The organism is Massilia phyllostachyos, assembly GCF_021044825.1.
Lineage (GTDB): Bacteria > Pseudomonadota > Gammaproteobacteria > Burkholderiales > Burkholderiaceae_D > Telluria > Telluria phyllostachyos.
In genome coordinates this window covers 539,652-559,094 of record NZ_JAJNOC010000002.1, presented here as the reverse complement: position 1 = coordinate 559,094, position 19,443 = coordinate 539,652, and the positions used below count along the sequence as shown (strand labels likewise).

The window sequence follows — 19,443 nt, the reverse complement described above, 5'->3', positions numbered from 1 at the left end:
AAGAGAGTGGGACATGGGGGTGACCGGCTAAGTGAACCGGGCGATGATACGGTAGCCGGCTGCGCTGGGGCAAGCCATGTGCGAACCATGGCGGGCCTGGTGCCGTCCTGGGGTATAATCGAAGGTTCGATTCCACCAATTCAAGAAGACTGCCACTATCATGGAAGCTGAACGCATCAATGCCATCTCCGCCCTGCTGAACGACCTGACCGGTCGCGAGGCCGAACTTCGGAGGTATCTTTGACTTCGATCGCAAGTCGGAGAAGCTAGAACAGGTCAACCAGGAGCTGGAGGACCCGACCGTCTGGAACGACCAGAAGCGGGCCCAGGACCTCGGTAAAGAGAAGAAGGCGCTGGAAGCCGTCGTGCTGACGCTCGAGAAGGCCAAGGCCGACCTCGCCGACGCATCCGATCTGTTCGAGATGGCGAAGGAAGAAGGCGATCACGATACGCTCGAGTCCATCGGCGGCGACGCCGAAGAGATCCAGAAGACCATCGAGGCGATGGAATTCCGCCGCATGTTCAGCAACCCGATGGACCATGCGAACTGCTTCATCGACATCCAGGCCGGCGCCGGCGGCACCGAAGCCCAGGACTGGGCTTCGATGCTGCTGCGCCAGTACCTGCGCTATTGCGAACGCAAGGGCTTCAAGGCCGAGATCCTGGAACAGTCCGAGGGCGAGGTCGCGGGCATCAAGACCGCCACCATCAAGGTCGACGGCGAGTACGCCTACGGCCACCTGCGCACCGAGACCGGCGTGCACCGCCTGGTCCGTAAATCGCCGTTCGACTCGGCCAACGGCCGCCACACCTCGTTCACCTCGCTGTTCGTGTACCCGGAAGTCGACGACTCGATCGAAATCGAGATCAACCCGGCCGACGTGCGCATCGACACCTACCGCGCATCCGGCGCCGGTGGACAGCACATCAACAAGACCGACTCCGCGGTGCGCCTGACGCACGGCCCGTCGGGCATCGTGGTGCAGTGCCAGAACGACCGCTCGCAACACCGCAACAAGGCCGAAGCCTGGGACATGCTGCGCGCCAAGCTGTACGAACTCGAACTGCGCAACCGCATGAGCGAGCAGCAGAAGCTGGAAGACTCGAAGACCGACGTCGGCTGGGGCCACCAGATCCGCTCCTACGTGCTGGACCAGTCGCGCATCAAGGACCTGCGCACCAACTTCGAAACCGGCAACACCAAGAACGTGCTGGACGGCGACCTGGACGACTTCATCTCGGCCTCGCTGAAACAGGGCGTGTAAATGGCGAACGCCTTCCTCTTCGACATGGACGGCACCATCGTCGACAACATGGCCTTCCACACGCAATCGTGGATCACCTTCTTCGAACGCCGTGGCCAGACCATCGACGCGGATGCGTTCTTCCGCGCGACGGCGGGCCGCCAGGGGGGCGAGATCATCCGCACCTACCTCGGCGAACAGCTGACTGACGAGGAAGTCGGCCTGCTGAACCAGGAGAAGGAATCGGTGTACCGCGAGCTGTATGCGCCGCACCTGAAGGCCCTTGCCGGCTTCGATGCGTTGATCGCGCAAGCAAAGGCGCATGGCGTCAAGCTGGCCGTCGGTACGGCCGCACCGCCCGCCAATGTGGAATTTACGCTCGACGGCCTCGACCTGCGTCAGCATTTCGACGCCATCGTCGGCGCCGCCGACGTCGCGCGCGGGAAACCGCATCCGGACGTGTTCCTGGAAGCGGCCGCGCGCTGCGGCGCCGCGCCCGAGAATTGCATCGTGTTCGAGGACGCCCCGCTGGGCGTCGAAGCCGCGCGCCGCGCCGGCATGCGCTGCATCGTCCTGACAACCACCCTGCCGGCCGAGGCGTTCACCGCATTCGACAACGTCATCGCCATCGTGCGCGACTTTACCGAACTGAAGGCCGAACTGCTGTTCGCCTGACTTTAACAAGAACTGTCTATCCCATCATGACTACGGAAAACCAAGACCAGTCGCCCGTCGTGGCGCTCGACGAAAACAAGATCATGGCCGAGCGCCGCGCCAAGCTGACCGCATTGCGCCAGCAGGGAAATCCCTTCCCGAACGACTTCGTCCCGCAGGACAAGGCGGCCGACCTGGTCGAGACCTACGGCGGCAAGACCCGCGAAGAGCTGGAAGCCGAGCCGGTGGCCGTTGTCATGGCCGGCCGCATGATGCTGCGCCGCGAAGCCGGCAAGAAGGCGGCTTTCGCGACCCTGCAGGACAGCTCGGGTCCGTCGGCCTCGGGCCGCATCCAGATCTACGTCACGCTCGACAGCGCGGGCGAGGAAGCCATGGAAGCGCTGCGCTCCTATGACCTGGGCGACATCCTCGGCATCGAAGGTGTGCTGTTCAAGACCAAGGTCGAGGAGCTGACGGTGAAGGTGACCAAGCTGCGCCTGATTTCGAAGGCCCTGCGCCCGCTGCCGGACAAGTTCCACGGCCTGGCCGACCAGGAGACCAAGTACCGCCAGCGCTACGTCGACCTGATCATGAACGAAGAGACGCGCCGCACCTTCAAGGCGCGCACTGCCGCCATGTCGTCGATGCGCCGCTTCATGGAAAAGAACGGCTTCATGGAAGTCGAGACCCCGATGCTGCACCCGATCCCGGGCGGCGCCGCGGCCAAGCCTTTCGTCACCCACCACAACGCGCTCGATATGGAAATGTACCTGCGCATCGCGCCGGAACTGTACCTGAAGCGCCTGGTGGTCGGCGGCTTCGACCGCGTGTTCGAGATCAACCGCAACTTCCGCAACGAGGGCGTGTCGGTCCGTCACAACCCGGAATTCACGATGATGGAATTCTATGCGGCCTACACCGACTACAAGTGGATCATGGACTTCACCGAACAGGTGATCCGCCAGGCCGCGATCGACTCGAACGGCAGCGCCGTGCTCACCTACGGCGGCCGCGAGCTCGACCTGTCGAAGCCGTTCCAGCGCCTGACCATCGTCGAAGCGATCGACAAGTACGCGCCGGGCTACACGCCGGAGCAGCTGAACAGCGCTGACTTCATCAAGGAAGAACTGAAGAAGTTCGGCGTGAAGCCTTTCGCCACCGCCGGCCTGGGCGCGCTGCAGCTGACGCTGTTCGAAGAGACCGCCGAAGCGCTGCTGTGGGAACCGACCTTCATCATCGACTATCCTGTCGAAGTCTCGCCGCTGGCGCGCGCATCCGACGCCGTTGACGGCATCACCGAGCGCTTCGAACTGTTCATGGTCGGCCGTGAAATCGCCAACGGTTTCTCGGAGCTGAACGATCCCGAAGACCAGGCGGCGCGCTTCCTGTCCCAGGTGGCGGCCAAGGAAGCCGGCGACGACGAAGCCATGTACTTCGACGCCGACTACATCCGCGCACTGGAATACGGCATGCCGCCGGCGGGTGGCTGCGGGATCGGTATCGATCGCTTGATGATGCTGATTACGGATTCGCCGAATATTCGCGACGTGCTGCTGTTCCCGCACTTGCGCAAGGAAGACTAAGTGAAAAAAGCGGCCTCGGCCGCTTTTTTGTTATTGACGATCGCATACCCCTACCGCCCCTTCTGACCCGTACACTCAAGACCGTCATCCCGGCGAAGGCCGGGATCCAATTTTGTGTGCGCACCACTACGTGTGAGTACACCGACTACGGAACGAACTTGGATTCCCGCCTTCGCGGGAATGACGGTCTTGAGGCTAGCGGTCAAGGCAAAGTCTGTGGTCAAACAGACTACTGCACCACGGTATAACAAGGGGTATAGGCTTTCCCCGGCAGTTTCATGCGACTCTGCTCCACAAAAGACGCCAGCAACGCATCCATCGGCCCCATGATCGCGCTCTCGCCATGGATCACATACTTGCCGTGCTGCTCGATCGCCCGGATCCCCTCCTCCTTCACATTCCCCGCCACGATGGCCGAGAAAGCCCGCCGCAGGTTCGCCGCCAGGATATGCGATTCCTGGTTCCGGTGCAGCTTCAGGTTATTCACGTTCTCATGCGTCGGCCTGAACGGCTTCTGGAATTCCGGATCGATCTTCAAACGCCAGTTAAAGTAATACGCATCGCTGTGCGCCTTGCGGAATTCGCGCACCGCCTTGATCCCGGCGTGCATTTCGCGCGCCACGGCGTCCGGATCGTCGATGATGATCTTGTAGCGCTTCTGCGCCGCCGGCCCCAGGGTCAGGCCGAGAAACGCGTCGATCTGGTCGAAATACGCCCGCGCCGTCGCCGGACCGGTAAAGATCAGCGGGAACGGCATCTCCGCATTGTCCGGATGCAGCAGGATCCCAAGGATGTACAGGATCTCTTCGGCGGTGCCGGCGCCGCCCGGGAACACGATGATGCCGTGGCCGGTGCGCACGAACGCTTCCAGGCGCTTCTCGATGTCCGGCATGATCACCAGGTCGTTCACGATCGGATTCGGCGATTCCGCCGCGATGATGCCCGGCTCGGAAATGCCGAGATAGCGCCCGCCGTGGATGCGCTGCTTGGAGTGGCCGATCGCCGCGCCCTTCATCGGGCCCTTCATGGCCCCCGGCCCGCAGCCGGTGCAGATATCGAGCTCGCGCAGGCCGAGCGCGTAGCCGACCTCTTTGGTGTAGTTGTATTCGACGCGGCTGATCGAGTGCCCGCCCCAGCACACCACTAGATTGGGATTACGCTGCGGCTGCAGCACGTTGGCGTTGCGCAGGATATGGAACACGGCGTCCGTGATGCCTTCGGGACGCTCGAGATCGAATTTCGGATTGCTTGTTACTTCGAAATGCACGTAGACGATATCGCGCAGCACCGAGAACAGGTGCTCGTGGATGCCGCGGATCATCTTGCCATCGACGAAGGCGTTGGCCGGCGCGCTGCGGATGTCGAGCTTGATGCCGCGTTCGCGCTGCAGGATGTTGATGTCGAAATCGCGGTAGCGTTCCAGCAGTTCCTTGCCGTCGTCGACCGAGCTGCCCGAATTGAGCACGGCGAGCGCGCATTTGCGGAACACGTCGTACAAACCGCTGCGGCTGGTGTCGAGCAGCTTGGTGACTTCGGCTTTCGACAGGACTTCGAGGCGGCCTTCCGGAGAAATGAGCACGTCGATTACTTCATGGGTCATGGTTTTGTTTTCCCTTTCTAAGGCTGATACGGTCTGGCCTGCTCTCAATATACGCCAAAGCGCAGGGATTTGCGCCCCGATACGGAGCATGACCATGAGGCATATCGCACCGTGCGCGAGCGTCAATACCACATCCAGAAAAAGTTCGCTTGCGATGACCGATTTACACTAAAATGCGTGCCAACTGGAATTTCCGTGCATACGAAAATTCCTCATAAAAACCATCGATTTATACGTAACTCGATTATTCATTTTGGAGGGAACCGCATGAGCGGTGCAGCTACTTCAGCCAAGGGACCAATCCCGGAATTCAAGCAGATCATGGGGCACCCCGCTCCATTGTGGATGCTGTTCATGACCGAATTCTGGGAGCGCTTCGCGTTCTACGGCATTCGTTGGGCCCTGGTGCTCTATATCGTCGCCCAGTTCTACGAGGGCAGCGCGGTCGGCCAGCAGGACGCCAACCTCACCTACGGTTCCTACCTCGCGCTGGTGTACGCCGGCGCCGTCTTCGGCGGCTACATCGCCGACCGCGTCATCGGCTACCAGCGTTCGATCCTGGTCGGCGCCGTGTTCATGGCGGCCGGCCTGTTCATGATCACCTTGCCGAACCACGACCTGTTCAAGCTCGGCCTCGCCACCATCATCGTCGGCAACGGCATGTTCAAGCCGAACATCTCGGCCATGGTCGGCCAGCTCTACACGCTGAACGACACCCGCCGCGATTCGGGCTTCACCATCTTCTACATGGGCATCAACGCCGGCGCCTTCATCTCGCCGATCCTGACCCAGCAGCTGGCGCAGAACGTGTTCAACACCGGCGACACCCCGGCCTACAAGATCGTGTTCTTCGCCTCCGGCATCGGCATGCTGATCTCGCTGGTCTGGTTCTACTTCGGCCGCAAGCAACTGAAGGGCATCGGCGCCCCGGTCGGCGAACTGGCCAATCCGAAGCGCCTGATCGGGGTCGTGATCGGCTCGCTGATCGTGATCCCGGGCGTCTACCTGCTGCTGCAGGCCGGCGCCGCCAACCTGCAGATCGTGCTGTCGGTGCTGTTCATCGCGCTGGCCCTGATGCTGATCGTCGAAGGCGTCCGCGAGGGTAAAGTCTCGCGCGACAAGACCATCGCCATGATGATCATCTTCATCTTCAACATCCTGTTCTGGTGCTTCTTCGAGCAGGCCGGCAGCTCCTTCACCTTCCTGGCCGACCAGATCGTGAACCGCGGCTTCGGCGACTGGACCTTCCCGGTGGCCTGGTTCCAGTCGGTGAACTCGATCGCGATCATCGTGTTCGCGCCGATCATCGCCGCGATCTGGGTCGCGATGGGCAAGCGCAACGTCAACCCGTCGATCCCGCGCAAGTTCGGCCTCGGCATCATCTTCAACGGCCTGGCCTTCGGCCTCTTGATGTACGCGCTGACCCAGCTGATCGACGACCAGGGCAAGATCCCGTTCTGGACCCTGTTCGCGGTCTACGTGGTGCAGTCGATCGGTGAGCTGTGCCTGTCGCCGATCGGCCTGTCGATGGTCACCAAGCTGGCCCCGACCCGCCTCGTCGGCCTCGGCATGGGCGGCTGGTTCCTGTCGACCGGCATCGGCAACAACCTGTCGGGCATCTTCGCCTCGCACGTGTCGGGCGAGACCGGGATGTCGGTGTCCTCGGCGCTGGAAGGCTATACCTTCGGCTTCTGGATCCTGCTCGGCGGCGGCGTGCTGCTGTTCCTGCTCGCACCGCTCATCCAGAAACTGATGCACGGCGTGAAGTAAGCGCAGCAAACTGGAAGTAAAATCGGCAGCCTTCGAGGCTGCCGTTTTTTTTTAACCGTCCAGTGACGCGTGCATCGCGTCCATCTCCGCCACCATCCACTCCCGAAAGCGCCGCACCTTGCGCATCTGCTCCTTGTGCGGGTTGGCCAGGAACCTGTAGCCGTAGTCGAAGGGCGCGCTGCGGCAGCGAATCTGGCGCAGCGCGCCGGAAGCGATGTCCTGGCAGGCGATCCCGTAGGGCACCAGGGCCACGCCCTGCCCCGCCACCGCCGCCTGCACCAGCACGCCCCAGTGGCTGTAGCCGCGCGAGAAATCGTACTTGCCCTTCAATGCCCGGTTCTCGTTGAGCAGCTGCAGCCAGCGCTCGGGCGACTGCTCGATCAGCAGCTTGTGGCGCGGCAGGTCGGCCAGCTGCAGGTCTTCCTGTCCGGGCGCCAGCAGCTCCGGACTGTAGACCGGCACCAGCCGTTCATGGAACAGCACCGCCGGGTCGCCGTCGCGCACGGGTCCGTAGCGCACCGCGACGTCGGTGCTGTCGGCATGCAGGTCGACCGGCGCATCGTTCGAATCGATGCGGATGTCAAGTTCCGGATACAGCTTGTTGAAACGGTGCATGCGCGGCACCAGCCACTTGATGGCGAAGGAATGCGTGGTCGAGATGCGCAGCACGGCCTCCTCGTCCCCCACCTGCAGCGCCGCCACCTTGGCGCGCAGGTCACCCAGCATGCGCGCGGTGACGATCGCCAGCTCCTGGCCTTTTTCGGTCAGCGCGATGTGGCGCGGATGGCGCACGAACAGCGCGAAGCCGACATTTTCCTCGAGCTGCTTGACCTGCAGGCTGACCGCGGCAGGGGTCTTGTGCAGCTCCTGGGCGGCCAGCTTGAAGCTGCCCCAGCGGGCGGCGCATTCGAAGTCGATCAGGCCGGACAGGCTGCGCAGCGGTTTCATCCTGCCTCCATGCGTAAGTTTTTCTTATTCAACGCCAGCACTTTTTCTCGGTTGATGGATTTTGCTGCTTTGCAGAAAATATACTCGATCCTACAAGGAAAATCATGGCCAAGCATATATTGGTGATCGGCGGCACGCGCTTCTTCGGCAAACTCCTGGTCCAGCGCCTGCTGCGCGCAGGACACCGTGTGACCATCGCCACGCGCGGCTATGCGCCGGACCCGTTCGGCGCACGCATCGAACGCGTGCGCGTCGACCGCCGCAACGAACACGCGATGCGCAACGCCTTCCGCGATGCAGCATTCGACGTCATCCATGACCAGATGTGCTACTCGCCGCTCGACGCCGCGATCTCGACCCGCGTCTTCGCCGGCAAGGTGGGGCGCTACGTGATGACTTCGACCATCGACGCCTACCGCGGCCTCGAGGCCATAGGCCGGCCCCTGCGCGAATCCGATCTCGCGGTGCAGGCGCAGCGCATCGATACCGCCTACCCCTGGCACGACCCGAAGCGCGCGATCGAAAGCTATGTGTCCGGCAAGGTGCAGGCCGAGGCCTACCTGGTGCGCGACGGCAGCCTGCCGCTCGTCACCGTGCGCCTGGCCCACGTGCTGGGCGGCCCCGAGGATTTCACCGGCCGCCTGGCCCACTATGTCGACCTGGTGCGCCAGCGCGGCGTGCTGCGCTACGCGGATGCGGCGGCCAAGGTTTCCTTCATGGACGCCGCCGGCGCCGCCGACTTCCTGGCCTGGGCCGGCGCCCAGGAGTTTACGGGGCCGATCAACGCGGCGGCCGAGGAACCGCTGTCGGCCTTCGACCTGCACGCCCGCGCCGCCCGCGTGCTGGACGAGCCGGCGCACGCGGTCAAGGTGGCGCACGCGGGTAACGCCCCCTTCGACGCCGCCCGGCCGCTGGTGCTCGACACCACCCGCGCGCAATCGCTCGGCTACCGCTTCAGCCATACCGAGGAGTGGCTGGACGATACCATCCGCCACCACGACCTGGCCTTCGTCTGAAATCTTCCGCGTAAAAAAATGGCCCGGATTTCCGGGCCATTTTTCTTAACGCTTCGCTTTCTCGCGCGCCACCCAGAACAGCAGCACGATCAACAGCGCATACGGAATCAAGGTCAGCACATCCGCATTCGGCCCCGCGAAGAAGGGATTTGCGCTTTCGGCCCATTTCGCCATATTGCTGTCGAAATCGGTCAGCACGCCCGCCGTGATGGCGATGATGATGCCGGCCAGCGCGCCGCCCGCGATGTAGCCCGACGCCAGCAGGGTGCCCCAGCTGCGGTCGCCCGCCGCCTGGCGCTCTTCCTCGTTCAGGTTCGCGTACTGCGGCAGCGTGTTGTTGCGGCGGTCGGCGACCCAGCGAACCAGCCCGCCCACCGCGATCGGCAGGGTCGACACCAGCGGCAGGTAGACGCCGACGGTAAAGGCCAGCGACGCGATGCCCGCCATCTCCAGCACCACCGAGATCATCACGCCGAACAGCACCAGGGTCCAGGGCAGCTGCTGGTCCAGGATGCCCTTGATGATGTAGGACATGAGCACCGCCTTGGGCGCGTCGTATTTCTTGACTTCGGTGCCGTCGGGGCGCGTCTTGTGGGTGCCGTTGATGCCCGGGTCGACCAGGTAGGCCAGCTTGCCGTCGTCGGCCACCAGGTATTTACCGGCCGGGCCGCCGACCGTGTCCGTCTTCTGCCAGACCTTGTAGGTGTTATGGTCGCTCGCCGCCTGCGGGCCTTGCAGCTGGGCGGTCTGGGTCAGCTTCGACGCATCCACCGTCAAGCCGGGCGCCACCTGCGCCGCCGGCACATACACCGTGCCGGCGTCGTTCAGCTTCAAGAGAATCGGCCCCAGGATCAGCGCCGAGGCGAACGCGCCGCACAGGATCGCATACTGCTGCAGGCGCGGCGTCGAGCCGACCAGGTAGCCGGTCTTCAGGTCCTGCGAGGTGGTGCCCGCATTGCTGGCCGCGATGCAGACGATGGCGCCGACCGACAGCGCGGTGACGTAGTAACGCCCGCCGGTCCAGCCCATCACCAGGAAGATCAGGCAGGTGAACAGCAAGGTCGCCACCGCCATGCCCGAGATCGGGTTCGAGGACGAACCGACTTCGCCGGTCAGGCGCGAAGAGACGGTCGCGAACAGGAAGCCGAACACCAGGATCAGCAGCGCGCCGAGGAAGTTCATGTGCAGCGGCGTGGCCACGGTGATGATGGCGATGATGGACAGGCAGCCGATCAGGACCCACTTCATCGGGATGTCGCGGTCGGTGCGCAGGTTAGCGTCGCCGCTGCTGACGCCCTTGACACCGGCCAGGCCCGCGCCCAGGCTCTTCCAGATCATCGGCATCGAACGCACCAGCGAGATCAGGCCGGCCGCCGCCACCGCGCCGGCGCCGATGTAGAGCACGTAGGCGTTGCGGATCTCGTCCGGCGACATGTCGCGGATCAGGGTCGTGCCCGGCGACAGCGGCACGCTCAGGCCCTCGCCGAAGAAGCGGATCATCGGGATCAGGAGCAGGTAGGAGAGCACGCCGCCCGCCGCCATGGTGAAGGCGATGCGCGGGCCGATGATGTAGCCCACGCCCAGCAGCTCGGGCGAGACCTCGGCGCCGGCCGAACCGCCACGCAGCGGCGCGCCGAATTCGAAGTTGACGGTGTCGCGCCAGCCCTTGAACGAAACGCTCAGGGTCTTGTACAGCAGGCCGATGCCGAAGCCGCCGAAGATGACGAGAGCGCGGCGGCGCGCATCCTTCTCGGCGTCCGAGCCGGCCTCGCGCACCTCGCCGGCCGCCTCGCGCGAGACGTCGGTGGCGGCGGCCTTGAGCACCTCGGCGCAGGCCGTGCCTTCCGGGTATTTCAGCTCGCCGTGCTTGTCGACGATCATGGTGCGGCGCATCGGGATCATCATCAGGATGCCGAGCAGGCCGCCCAGCACGCCGACCAGCATGACACGGGAGATCTCCAGGTCGAAGCCCAGGATCAGGATCGCCGGCATGGTCACGCCCAGGCCAAAGGCCAGCGATTCGCCGGCCGAACCGGCGGTCTGGGTGATGCTGTTTTCGAGGATGGTCGATTCGCGCGCGCCCATCTTGCGCGCCACGCCGAAGAGGGTGATCGCGATGACGGCCACCGGGATCGAGGCGCTGACCGTGAGGCCGACCTTCAGCACCAGGTAGAGCGAGGACGCGCCGAACACCATGCCCAGCACCACGCCCATGATCAGGGCGCGCAGGGTCATTTCGGGCAGATGGGCGGTGGCCGGGATGTATGGCTTGAAGCCGGCCGGTTTGGGATCGTAAGGCATGCAGGGTTCCTACTCGGGTAAAACGCAATGCGTGACTATGGCACATGCCGAAATGGAATGAAAGCGCTAAAACGACAAGGCCGAGGGTACAATGCCCCGCTGGTTCAACGCAGTGAAAGAGCAATACAGTGACCAAGAAGACAACTCCGCAGCAAGCCGCGCGGCCCTCCGCCTGGCGCCGCATCCGCACCATCATCTTCCTGCTGCTCGCAGCCGCCATCCTGTTCGCCGCCGGCGCCGCCATCTACGTGATGAGCACGATCCTGCCGAACGTGCCGAAGATCGACGCGGTGCTCGACTACCGGCCCAAGATCCCGCTGCGCGTCTACACGGCGGACAATCACCTGATCGGCGAATTCGGCGTCGAGCGGCGCGATTTCGTGCCGATTGCGAAGATCCCGAACCGCATGAAGCAGGCCCTGCTCGCGATCGAGGACGCCCACTTCTACGAACACCACGGCATCGACTGGCGCGGCGCCGCGCGCGCGGTGGTGGCCAACCTGCGCGAAGGCTTCGGCGCCGGCGGCGCCTCGACCATCACGATGCAGGTGGCGCGCAACTTCTTCCTCACGAAAGAGAAGGTCCTGTCGCGCAAGTTCACCGAGATCGCCCTGGCTTACCGCATCGAGGATGCGCTGACCAAGGACCAGATCCTCGAGCTGTACATGAACCAGATCTTCCTCGGTAACCGCTCCTACGGCTTCTCGAGCGCGGCGCGCAGCTATTTCGGCAAGTCGATGGACGAACTTACCTGGGCCGAGACCGCGATGCTGGCCGGCCTGCCGCAGAACCCATCGCGCCACAACCCGGTCGCCAACCCGAAACGCGCGCAGCAGCGCCAGCACGCGGTGCTGGGACGACTGCACGACCTGGGCCAGATCAGCGACGCCGAGTACCAGCAGGCGCTGCGCGAACCGCTGCGCATCCGGCGCGGCGGCCAGACTTTCGAGACCAAGGCCGACTACGTCGCCGAACTCGCGCGCCAGGCCGTCTTCAACCAGTTCGGCGAAGAGGCCTACGAACGCGGCATCGTGGTCACCACCACCATCCTGAAGGCCGAGCAGGATGCGGCCTACGAATCGGTGCGCCGCAACGTGATGGATTATGACCAGCGCCACGGCTACCGCGGCCCGGAAGCGCGCATCGATCTGCCGCAGGATGCGGCGGAGCGCGAGGAAGCGATCGTCGAGGCGCTGCAGAAGCGCCCCAACAGCGACGGCTTGATCCCGGCGGTGGTGCTCACCGCCTCGCCCCAGCGCGTGACGGTGGAAACCCTGAGCGGCGACGAAATCGCCATCGACGGCGCCGGCCTGAAGTTCGCGGCGCGCGGCCTGGCGGCCAACGCCAAGGACGGCGTGCGCATCGCGCCGGGCGCCGTGGTCCGCATCGCCCAGCGCGGGAAAGACGGCAAGACCTGGTCGCTGACCCAGGTGCCGCAGGTGGCCGCCGCCTTCGTCGCCCTGGACGCCGAGACCGGCGCCTATCACGCCCTGGTCGGCGGCTTCGACTACAACCTGCAGAAGTTCAACCACGTCACGCAAGCCTGGCGCCAGCCGGGTTCCGCGATCAAGCCCTTCGTGTACGCCGCGGGCCTCGACAAGGGCTATTCGCCGGGCACCCTGATCCTCGACGAAGCGCTCGACATGCCGGGCGAGAACGCCGGCGAGACCTGGTCGCCGCAGAACGACGACGGCGTCTTCGACGGCCCGATCACGATGCGCTACTCGCTGGCGCATTCGAAGAACGTTACCACCGTACGCCTGATCCGCGCGCTGGGCGTGGACTACACCCATGACTACCTGGGCCGCTTCGGCTACGACCTGGCGCGCCATCCGAAGAACCTGACCCTGGCGCTCGGCACCGGCGCCGTCACCCCGCTGCAGATGGCCGGCGCCTACGCGGTGTTCGCCAACGGCGGCTACCGCGTCAAGCCCTACCTGATCGCCCGCATCGTCGACGGCAACGGCACAGTGCTGGTGGACAACAAGCCGCCCGCCCCGCGCCAGGACGCCGACCGCGTGCTCGACCCGCGCACCGCCTGGGTCGCCGACAGCATGCTGCGCGACGTCACCCGCTACGGCACCGGCGCGGCCTCGGTCAAGCAGCTCGGCCGAACCGACATCGCGGGCAAGACCGGCACCACCAGCGACGCCATCGACGGCTGGTTTGCCGGCTACGGCGGCAAGGTGGTGGCGGTGGCCTGGATGGGCTACGACGAACCGCGCTCGCTGGGCGGCCGCGAATTCGGCGCCACCCTGGCGCTGCCGATCTGGATCGACTACATGCGCGTGGCGCTGGCCAAGGTGCCGGTCCAGGAGACGTCGATCGAGCCGGACGGCGTGGTGCGCGAGAACGACGACTGGGTGTTCGAGGAAAACGTCGAGCGGCCGGAACTGCGCTTCATCGACATCGACCCGGCGCCGACCAATCCGGCGCCGGAGATCGACCCGCTGACCGGAGAAGCCATCCCGGCGCCGGTTCCCCCTCCGCCCCCAGCGGCGCCGACGCCGACACCCACGCCGCCGCAGTCCAGCCCCCTGTTCTGATGCTATGCTGACCCGGGTTTGCGCAAGCTTCGTTGCGCTTGCGGGAACCCGGCAGCGTTACCCTGGTCTGTCATGAACGCTGCCCGTCCACTGACAAACAAGAGGAGAACAAGATGGCCTATGTCGATGGTTTCGTCCTGCCCCTGCCCAAGGCAAACCTGGAACGCTACAAGGAGATGGCGAACCTGTCCGCCACCGTCTGGCGCGAACACGGCGCCCTGGAATACCGCGAATGCATCGCCGACGACGTCAAGCCCGGCACCCACACTTCCTTCCCGCAGAGCGTCGACCTGCGCGAGGACGAAACCGTGGTGTTCGCCTGGATCGTCTATGAATCGCGCGAGAAACGCGACGAGGTCAACGACAAGGTCATGAAAGACCCGCGCCTGGCGCCGATGATGCAGCCGGGCGGCCTGCCCTTCGACGGCAAGCGCATGTTCTGGGGTGGGTTCGAGATGCTGATCGACCGCTGATCGACCGCGATCTCGTAGAGGGTGTGAAAGAACGGCTATGGCAAGGCGCCGAGTCGAAGACAGTACACTCGTACGGCGAGACGAGGCAACGCAGCCATGGACGAATTTTTCACACCCTCGTAGGGTGGGCGGCCCTCCGCCCACGCGTTCAACCAGCCTGCGAATGGACGATGCGCGCCAGTTGAACGCTTCTCACTCCCAGGCGTCGATGATCCAGTCCGTCAGCTTGCCGCTGGCCTGGCGCGGCAGCGCGGCGCCGAAGGAATAGGCGGTCGGGCGCTCCGGCGCCGACACGCGCTCGCCCATCCACGTGGTCAAGTCCGTGCGCAGCGCGTCGGCGTCGAACGCTGCACCGTCGCGCGGCACGACAAAGGCTTTCAGGCGCCGGCCTTCGTCCGGCCGCATGAGGCGTACGCTCGCCTCCAGCACGCCAGGATGCATGCGCAGCACGTCCGCCACATAGCCGGGGAAGACGTTGATGCCGCCGACCTGCACCGCGTGGTCGATCCGGCCGGCCGGGCGGAAGTGCTCCGGCGAGGACCACATCAGCCGGTCCTGCAGCGCATATGCCACCGTCTGGCCGCACACGCTCGCGCGCAGCAGCGTCTGCCCACCATCCTGCCGCTCTTCGCCGCGCTGCCACCAGGGAAACAGGCGGTAATCCTCGTCCGGACCCGCGCGCCAGCCGACGCCGGCGGTCTCGCTGCTGCCATACACTTGCACCAGGCGCGCGACGCCGGCAGCCTGCACGGCGCGCGCCACCTCGTCCGGACAGGGCGCGGTCGAGGTCACGCCCGTAACGTCGGCCGGCACGCTGCCCGCCACCGGCGCGAAGGTGCGCCAGAAATCCGGAAAGCCGATCACCACGTCGCCCGGCTGCAGCTGGCGCGCCACCGCCCCCGGCGAGGCCCCGCGCAGGTCGTGCACCTGTGCCGGCGCCAGGCCCAGCGCGCGCGGCAACAGCACGGTGAACAGGAAGCCATAGATATGGTGCGACGCCACCAGGCTGACGATGCGGCGCGTGCCCGCGAACAGCCCGGCCAGCGCGGCCGCCTCCCGCTCCAGCTCCACCAGCGCATGCGGACAATCCTTCGGCGCCCCGGAACTGCCGGAAGTCCGGAACACCATCCGCTCCCCGTGCGCCGCCAGTCCCGCCGCGACCGCGTCGACCCAGGCGTCCAGGCGCGGATTGGCCAGCACCCGGTCCTCACCGATGCAGCCGATCGCCAGCACCTGCTCCATCGCGGTCGCCAGGCCCAGCAGTTCGAGCGAATCGGCCCCGAGGTCGGCCGCCAGGTCGATGCCGGAGGGCCAGGGCAAGGGCCGGCGCGCCAGGCCGGGACGCATCAGGGCCAGCTCGCCCGCCAGCAGGTCGGACACGACGCGCGCCAGGGTCGGGCGATGCGCCCACCAGCGTCGGTCCAGGGTCGGTTGGGTCATGATCGAAAAACGAAAAAAAAAACGGAAAAGCGGAAGCGCCGATGGTGCCGAGATGCCTCTGAACTGTCAATCGATAACAGAATGTCCACCAAAAAGGCAAATTGACAACGTAAACTGTCAAAAGAGGGGTGCGCACAATTGACAAGCGAAAAAACACCTGCCACCATCAATTTCCTTAAATCAATTAAATTTCCAAAAATTAAAACGGAGCCTGACTATGACTGCAACCCTGTCGTTTTCTTCCGCCGACCTGGCATCCCAGCTTGACCAGTGCAGCCCGGAGCAGCTCGACCAGCTCGACTTCGGCGTGATCGGTTTCGACGCCGACAGCAATGTCCAGCGCTACAACGCCTTCGAATCGCAAGCCGCCGGCCTGTCGCCGCAGCGCGTGATCGGCCAGCCGCTGTTCACCAATGTCGCGCCCTGCCTCAACAACTTCATGGTGGCCCAGCGCTTCGAAGATGCCCAGGACGAGGGCAGCCAGCTGGACGACACCATCGACTACGTGCTGACCCTGCGCATGCGCCCGGTGAAGGTCGCGCTGCGCCTGCTGGCCAGCCCGGCCACCAATCACCGCTACGTGCTGGTGCAGCGCCAGGCGCGCTGATCCTGCGGCGGACGACCAGTGAGCGACCAGGTGACCTACCCACAGGACCCGCACGGCGGCTGCGAGCAGTTGCGCGCCGAGCACGAGGCGCTGATCCAGTTCCTCTACCTGGCCCCGGTGGGCCTGGTGCAGGCCGACATCGACGGCGCCATCGTCATGATGAACCCGATCTCGGCCCAGCTCCTGATGCCGCTGTCGCGCAGCGGCGGCCTGGACAACCTGTTCGACGCCCTCGACAGCGTGGCGCCCGACCTGCGCTACCTGTGCGACCAGTACGCCCTCCCGTCCGGCAAGATCTGCGACGGCCTGCACGTGCACCTGAACGCGGGCGCCCCGGGCAAGAAGCTGCCGCAGATCCTGTCGGTCACCCTGCTCAAGCTCGACGCGACGCGCCTGATGGCGGTGATCGACGACGTCACCATGCAGGTGCGGCGCGAACGCCAGCTGCGCCATAACGACGCCTGGCTGAACGCCATCCTGACCGGCATCACCGACTACGCCCTGGTCGGCCTGGATGCGCGCGGCGCCGTCACCGAATGGAACCCGAGCATCGGGCGCGTCACCGGCTTCGGCCAGGACGCGGTGGGCCAGCCTTATTCCATCTTCTATCCGCAGGATGCGATGACACAAGAGCACCTGCTCGACCGCCTGCGCGACGCCGACAAGGACGGCTGGAGCATGGACGAGGGCAAGCGCGTGCGCGCCGACGGCAGCGCCTTCTGGGGCAGCGCGATGATCGCGCCGCTGCCGGACCGCGACGCCGTCGACGGCGAAGAGCCGGACGGCCCGGCCTACTGCCTGATCCTGCGCGACATCACCGACAAGCGCGAAGCGATCGAGCGGCGCCGCCGCGAAGCCTTCGGCGACCACCTCACCGGCCTGGCCAACCGCCGCGCCTTCTTCGAGTCGGCCGAGCAGGAACTCGTGCACAGCCGCGCGGCGCCGCGCCCGACCGCCGTCATCGCCTTCGACGCCGACCATTTCAAGGCCATCAACGACCGCCACGGCCACCCGGGCGGCGACGCCGTGCTGCAGCACCTGGCGGCGATCCTGGCCGAGACCTTCCGCGAAGTCGACGTGGTCGCGCGCATCGGCGGCGAGGAATTCGCGGTGCTGCTGCCCTCGACCGATCTGCCGCGCGCGGCGGTGGTGGCCGAGCGCCTGCGCGCCATCGTGGCGTCGAGCAGCGTACACTTCGAAGGCGCCCGCATCCACTACACCGTCAGCGCCGGCGTGGCCTGCGTGCTCGATGGCGAAGGCGGCATCGACCTGCTGCTCAAGCGCGCCGACCAGGCGCTGTACGCCGCCAAGCGCGCCGGCCGCAACCGGGTCGAGCGCTGGCGCGCCGAGTTGTCGGCCGTGCCGATCCACCCTGCCGAAGGAGGACGCGATGCTGCCTGATCCGAGCGACGCCTATGAAGCGCTGGTGCAGTTCCTGTACCGCGCGCCGATCGGCCTGGCCCAGGCCGGCCCCGACGGCGCCATCGACATGCTCAACCCGATGGCCTCGAACCTCCTGATGCCGATCGCGCGCGAGACGGGCCTGGACAACCTGTTCGCGGTGCTGGCGCCGATCGCGCCGGACCTCGAAGCGCTGGCCCGGAACTTCACCGAACCCTCGGGCGTGATCTGCGAAGGCCTGCGCGCGATGCTGCCGCCGACCATGACGGCGCCGGGCAGCCCGCACGTGCTGTCGATCAGCCTCATGAAGCTCGATGGCGAGCGCCTGATGGCGGTGGTGACCGACGCCACCCAGGAGGTCATGCGCGAGCAGGAAGTGCTGTCGCGCCGCCTGCGCAACGCGGCCCGCACTGACGCCCTGACCCGCATGCCGAACCGCGAAGCGGTGCGCGAGCAGCTGCAGGGACTGGTGGCGCGCGACGCCGCCGCCTGCGCGGCCGGCGGCGAGTTCGCGGTGCTGTTCATGAACTGCGACCGTTTCCGCCGCATCAACGACACCCTCGGCCAGGCCGCCGGCGACGAGCTGCTGGTGCAGATCGCCGACCGCATCCGCGGCGCCCTGCGCCCGCCGAGCGACCGCATCGCCCCGGTCGGCGGCGCCGGCCAGCTGGCCGCGCGCGTCGGCGGCGACGAATTCGTGGTGGTGCTGGACGGGATGCGCCAGCGCGAGGACGCCGAACGCGTCGCCGGCCGCCTGCTCGACGCGCTGGCGCGCCCGTTCCGGGTGCAGGGCCGCGAAGTCGTGTGCGGCGCCAGCCTGGGACTGGCCTGGGGCCCGGACAGCGCGCAGGACGCCGACGAGGTGCTGCGCGACGCCGGCATCGCCATGCTGGAAGCCAAGCGCGCCGGCGGCGCGCGCCAGCAGATTTTTGAAACCGCGATGCGCGAACGCGCCGCGCGCCGCGCCGGCATCGAGGCCGAGCTGCGCCAGGCGATCCTGGAAGAACAGCTGTTCGTGGTCTACCAGCCGGTGGTCGGCTTGAAGCCGGACGGCGGCACCGACCGTGCGGCCGGGGTGGAAGCGCTGGTGCGCTGGCGCCACCCGGTGCGCGGCATCGTCCCGCCGATCGACTTCATCACGGTGGCCGAGGAATGCGGCCTGATCGGCGCGGTCGGCGACTTCGTGCTCGAGCGTTCCTGCCGCGACTTCATGGACTGGCGCGCGCGCTTGGGTGCGGGCGCGCCGCGCCTGATCGCGGTGAACCTGTCGCGCGCCCAGCTCGGCCAGCCCGGCTGGATCGACACCGTGCGCCGCATCCTGCTCGACACCGGCATGCCGGCCGAGGCCCTGCAGCTCGAGGTCACCGAAAGCCTGGCGGCCCAGGACCAGGACATCCAGGCGCGCCTGCACGAACTCAAGGCGCTCGGCATCCAGCTCGCGCTCGACGACTTCGGCACCGGCTATTCCTCGCTCTCGAGCCTGCACCTGCTGCCGGTGGACACGGTCAAGATCGACCGCTCGTTCGTCAGTCAGTCCGACACCAGCGCCCACCACCGGGTGCTGATCGAAGCCACGGTCAAGGTGGCCCAGAGCCTGGGCATGCGCACCGTGGCCGAGGGAATCGAGACCGAATCGCAGCTCGACGTAGTGCGGGCGCTGCGCTGCGCCAAGGGGCAGGGCTACCTGTTCAGCCGCCCGCTGCCCTCGGGCGAGCTGCTGGCCTGGCTGGCCAGCCACGAGGAAGCCCTGGTCGCCTGAACACCGCCGCAGAGTATGTACGCCGCGTCCTACGTGCGCTGGGGCGCTGCGCCTATTTCAAGCCTACGGCCGTCCTCGGATGATGGATGAACCCATCCAAA

The 19,443-nt window shown here is 65.9% G+C and carries 14 protein-coding genes; 10 read left to right on the top strand and 4 right to left on the bottom strand.

Annotated elements, in window-relative coordinates; genetic code table 11:
- Nucleotides 1-160 precede the first annotated feature (160 nt).
- The 3 genes from prfB to lysS all read left to right on the top strand — a co-directional run bounded on the left by prfB (nt 161) and on the right by lysS (nt 3,481).
- Nucleotides 161-1,265 (top strand): peptide chain release factor 2 gene (gene prfB, locus LQ564_RS09495; RefSeq protein WP_231057857.1). Its coding sequence is split into 2 segments (ribosomal slippage): nt 161-241 and nt 243-1,265, totalling 1,104 coding nucleotides; the frame shifts between segments, so codons are not numbered across the junction.
- Nucleotides 1,266-1,919, top strand: coding sequence for an HAD family hydrolase (locus tag LQ564_RS09490; protein WP_231057856.1), 654 nt, complete (start codon nt 1,266-1,268; stop codon nt 1,917-1,919). It abuts the gene before it with no gap.
- Between the two features lie 26 nt (nt 1,920-1,945).
- Nucleotides 1,946-3,481, top strand: a complete 1,536-nt coding sequence (gene lysS / locus LQ564_RS09485; RefSeq protein ID WP_231057855.1) for a lysine--tRNA ligase — start codon at nt 1,946-1,948, stop codon at nt 3,479-3,481.
- Nucleotides 3,482-3,710: 229 nt separating this feature from the next.
- On the opposite strand, the gene ppnN is transcribed toward lysS, so the two are convergent.
- Complete coding sequence (ppnN, locus tag LQ564_RS09480) at nt 3,711-5,081, bottom strand: nucleotide 5'-monophosphate nucleosidase PpnN (protein ID WP_231057854.1); 1,371 nt, start codon at nt 5,079-5,081, stop codon at nt 3,711-3,713.
- Nucleotides 5,082-5,348: 267 nt separating this feature from the next.
- Here ppnN and LQ564_RS09475 point away from each other — a divergent pair, with 267 nt between their 5' ends.
- Entirely contained in the window at nt 5,349-6,851 is a 1,503-nt protein-coding gene (locus tag LQ564_RS09475) for a peptide MFS transporter (RefSeq protein ID WP_231057853.1), read from the top strand.
- Between the two features lie 51 nt (nt 6,852-6,902).
- Here LQ564_RS09475 and LQ564_RS09470 read toward each other — a convergent pair whose 3' ends face one another.
- On the bottom strand, nt 6,903-7,799 hold the full coding sequence (locus LQ564_RS09470; RefSeq protein ID WP_231057852.1) for a LysR substrate-binding domain-containing protein: 897 nt from the start codon (nt 7,797-7,799) through the stop codon (nt 6,903-6,905).
- A 104-nt stretch (nt 7,800-7,903) separates the two neighbouring features.
- Between LQ564_RS09470 and LQ564_RS09465 the strand changes: the two genes are divergently transcribed.
- Nucleotides 7,904-8,815: an NAD-dependent epimerase/dehydratase family protein gene (locus tag LQ564_RS09465; RefSeq protein WP_231057851.1), complete on the top strand. Its 912-nt coding sequence runs from the start codon at nt 7,904-7,906 to the stop codon at nt 8,813-8,815.
- 45 nt (nt 8,816-8,860) lie between these two features.
- Here LQ564_RS09465 and LQ564_RS09460 read toward each other — a convergent pair whose 3' ends face one another.
- Complete coding sequence (locus LQ564_RS09460; protein WP_231057850.1) at nt 8,861-11,116, bottom strand: OPT family oligopeptide transporter; 2,256 nt, start codon at nt 11,114-11,116, stop codon at nt 8,861-8,863.
- Nucleotides 11,117-11,244: 128 nt separating this feature from the next.
- Here LQ564_RS09460 and LQ564_RS09455 point away from each other — a divergent pair, with 128 nt between their 5' ends.
- Nucleotides 11,245-13,662, top strand: coding sequence for a penicillin-binding protein 1A (locus LQ564_RS09455; RefSeq protein WP_231057849.1), 2,418 nt, complete (start codon nt 11,245-11,247; stop codon nt 13,660-13,662).
- Nucleotides 13,663-13,775: 113 nt separating this feature from the next.
- Complete coding sequence (locus LQ564_RS09450) at nt 13,776-14,135, top strand: DUF1428 domain-containing protein (protein WP_231057848.1); 360 nt, start codon at nt 13,776-13,778, stop codon at nt 14,133-14,135.
- Between the two features lie 192 nt (nt 14,136-14,327).
- On the opposite strand, the gene LQ564_RS09445 is transcribed toward LQ564_RS09450, so the two are convergent.
- Nucleotides 14,328-15,575 carry an AMP-binding enzyme gene (locus tag LQ564_RS09445; protein ID WP_231057847.1) on the bottom strand — a complete coding sequence of 416 codons (1,248 nt, stop codon included), beginning with the start codon at nt 15,573-15,575 and terminating at the stop codon, nt 14,328-14,330.
- A gap of 217 nt (nt 15,576-15,792) precedes the next feature.
- Here LQ564_RS09445 and LQ564_RS09440 point away from each other — a divergent pair, with 217 nt between their 5' ends.
- Genes LQ564_RS09440 through LQ564_RS09430 form a run of 3 tightly spaced genes read left to right on the top strand, consistent with a single transcriptional unit; the run spans nt 15,793 to nt 19,342 of the window.
- Nucleotides 15,793-16,182, top strand: a complete 390-nt coding sequence (locus LQ564_RS09440) for a PAS domain-containing protein (RefSeq protein WP_231057846.1) — start codon at nt 15,793-15,795, stop codon at nt 16,180-16,182.
- Nucleotides 16,183-16,200: 18 nt separating this feature from the next.
- Nucleotides 16,201-17,583 carry a sensor domain-containing diguanylate cyclase gene (locus LQ564_RS09435; protein ID WP_231057845.1) on the top strand — a complete coding sequence of 461 codons (1,383 nt, stop codon included), beginning with the start codon at nt 16,201-16,203 and terminating at the stop codon, nt 17,581-17,583.
- A complete protein-coding gene (locus LQ564_RS09430) occupies nt 17,573-19,342 on the top strand; it encodes a putative bifunctional diguanylate cyclase/phosphodiesterase (protein WP_231057844.1) in 1,770 nt (589 codons plus the stop codon). Before LQ564_RS09435 ends, LQ564_RS09430 begins: the two co-directional genes overlap by 11 nt.
- Nucleotides 19,343-19,443: the final 101 nt, after the last annotated feature.